This window comes from Kitasatospora sp. NPDC043949 (assembly GCF_056435365.1).
On sequence record NZ_JBWKEQ010000017.1, the window covers coordinates 165000 to 166990 of the forward strand.

Annotated in this window: 2 protein-coding genes; both read left to right on the forward strand. The window is 76.4% G+C overall.

Translation table 11 applies throughout. The features are described 5' to 3' along the window. Window positions 1–150: 150 nt before the first annotated feature. Entirely contained in the window at window positions 151–777 is a 627-nt protein-coding gene (locus AC07AL_RS16865; protein ID WP_363630550.1) for a hypothetical protein, read from the forward strand. Window positions 778–869: 92 nt separating this feature from the next. Continuing rightward, the gene (gene galE / locus AC07AL_RS16870; protein ID WP_363582494.1) at window positions 870–1886 is read left to right on the forward strand and encodes a UDP-glucose 4-epimerase GalE; all 1017 of its coding nucleotides are present in this window, start codon (window positions 870–872) and stop codon (window positions 1884–1886) included. The last annotated feature ends 105 nt before the right edge of the window (window positions 1887–1991 follow it).

Sequence of the window (1991 nt, forward strand, 5' to 3'; positions counted from 1 at the left end):
CGCAGACCGCCCCGAACCAACCGCCCACACCCGCCACCCCCCCCCGCCCCCCCCCCCCCACCCCCCCCCCCCCCCCCCCCCCCCCCCCGCCCCCCCCCCCCCCCGGCGTCACCGCTCCCTGCCCCTCACCCCTCACGAGGATTTCCCGCCATGCGAACCCGACCCCTCGTCGTCGCCCTCGCCCTCGCCGGTGCGGCCGTGCTGCCCGCCGCCGTGCCGGTCGCCGCCCACGGCGACACCGTCCACCTGGACGTCTCCGGCCAGCGGAACGGCCGCGTCAGCACCATCGCCACCTGGGAGGACGACCACGACCCGGTCACCGGGGAGTTCACCGGCACGCTGGCCGCGACGGCCACCGACGGGCGCACGGTCGGCCCCTGGCGCCTGGTCGCCGTCCCGGGCGAGCCGGGGACGTACACCACCCGGGAGATCCTCCCGGCCGGGCACTGGCGGGTGAGCGTCGACTGCGCGTTCCCCTCGCCGGGGCACGGCGAGGGTGAACTCGACGTCGAGGCCGCGGTGATCGGCGATTCTCCGCTGTCGGGGGCGACGGGCGCGACGACCGGCGCCCCGGCCCCGATACCCGCGCCCGCTCCCACGGCCACACCCACGGTCCCGACCGCCCCGACGGCCGCCGACAGCGCCGCCCGGGCCCGCTCCGCCGCCCGGGACACCCCCTCCGACACCACGCCCGACGCCGCCACCTGGGCCGCGATCGGCACCGCCGTCGCGGCCGTCGTGCTGGTCGCCACCGGATTCTGGCTCCGCCGCCGGTGAGCCCGGCGGCGGAACCATCGAGCGCGAACCACCGTCCCAGAAGCCACCGGGCGCCACCGGGCGCCCGGCCGACCGCAAGGGAGCGTCCGCGCATGAAGAAGGTCCTGATCACCGGCGGCGCGGGATTCATCGGCAGTTCGGTGGTGTTCGCCCTCCTCGACCAGGGCATCACCCCGGTCATCCTGGACGACCTGTCCAAGGGCCGGGCCGAGTTCGTCGAGGGCAAGGTGTTCTACCAGGGCGACGTCGCCGATACGGCCCTGCTCGACCGGATCTTCGCCGAGCACCCGGACATCGACGCCGCCGTGCACTGCGCGGCCAGGATCGTCGTCCCGGACTCGGTGGCCAGGCCGCTGTACTACTACCGGGAGAACGTCGGCAAGACCGTCGAACTGCTCGACGCCCTCCAGCGCCACGGCTGCACCCGCGTCGTCTTCAGCAGCTCCGCCTCCATCTACGCGCCCACCCCGGACGCGCGGGTCGACGAGAGCAGCCCGGTCGAGGCCAACAGCCCCTACGCGCGCACCAAGCTGATGATGGAGCAGGTGCTCCAGGACTGGACCAGGGGGGAGGGCGCCGAGCGGCAGCGGGTCATCTCCCTGCGCTATTTCAACCCGATCGGTGCCGACCCGCGGCTGCGCACCGGACTCCAGGACCTCAACCCCACCCACGCCCTGGGCAAGCTGATCGAGGCGCACACCAACGGCACCCCGTTCACCGTCACCGGTGTCGACTGGGCGACCAGGGACGGCTCCGGCATCCGCGACTACGTCCACGTGCGGGACCTCGCCGAGGCGCACGTCGCGGCGCTGCTCCGCTTCGACGAGGTGATCGCCGAGGGCGCCGAGGACCGCTACCGGGTCATCAACGTGGGCACGGGCGACGGCACCACCGTGCGCGAGCTGATCGCCGCCTTCGAGCAGGCCGTCGGCGTGAAGCTCGACGTCCGCGAGGCGGGCCCCCGGCCGGGCGACGTGATCGGCTGTTACGCGGCCGTCGACACCGCCCGGGAGCTGCTCGGCTGGCAGCCGCGGCGGGGCATCGCCGAGGGCGTCGCCGACGCGCTGGCCTGGCGCGCGCAGTGGGCCGCCCGCCTCGGCGCCAGCTGATCCCCGGCGCGGGGGGGGGGGGGGGGGGGGGGGGGGGGGGGGGGGGGGGGGGGGGGGGGGGGGGGGGGGGGGGGGGTGGGGGGGGGGGGGGGGGGGGGGGGGGGG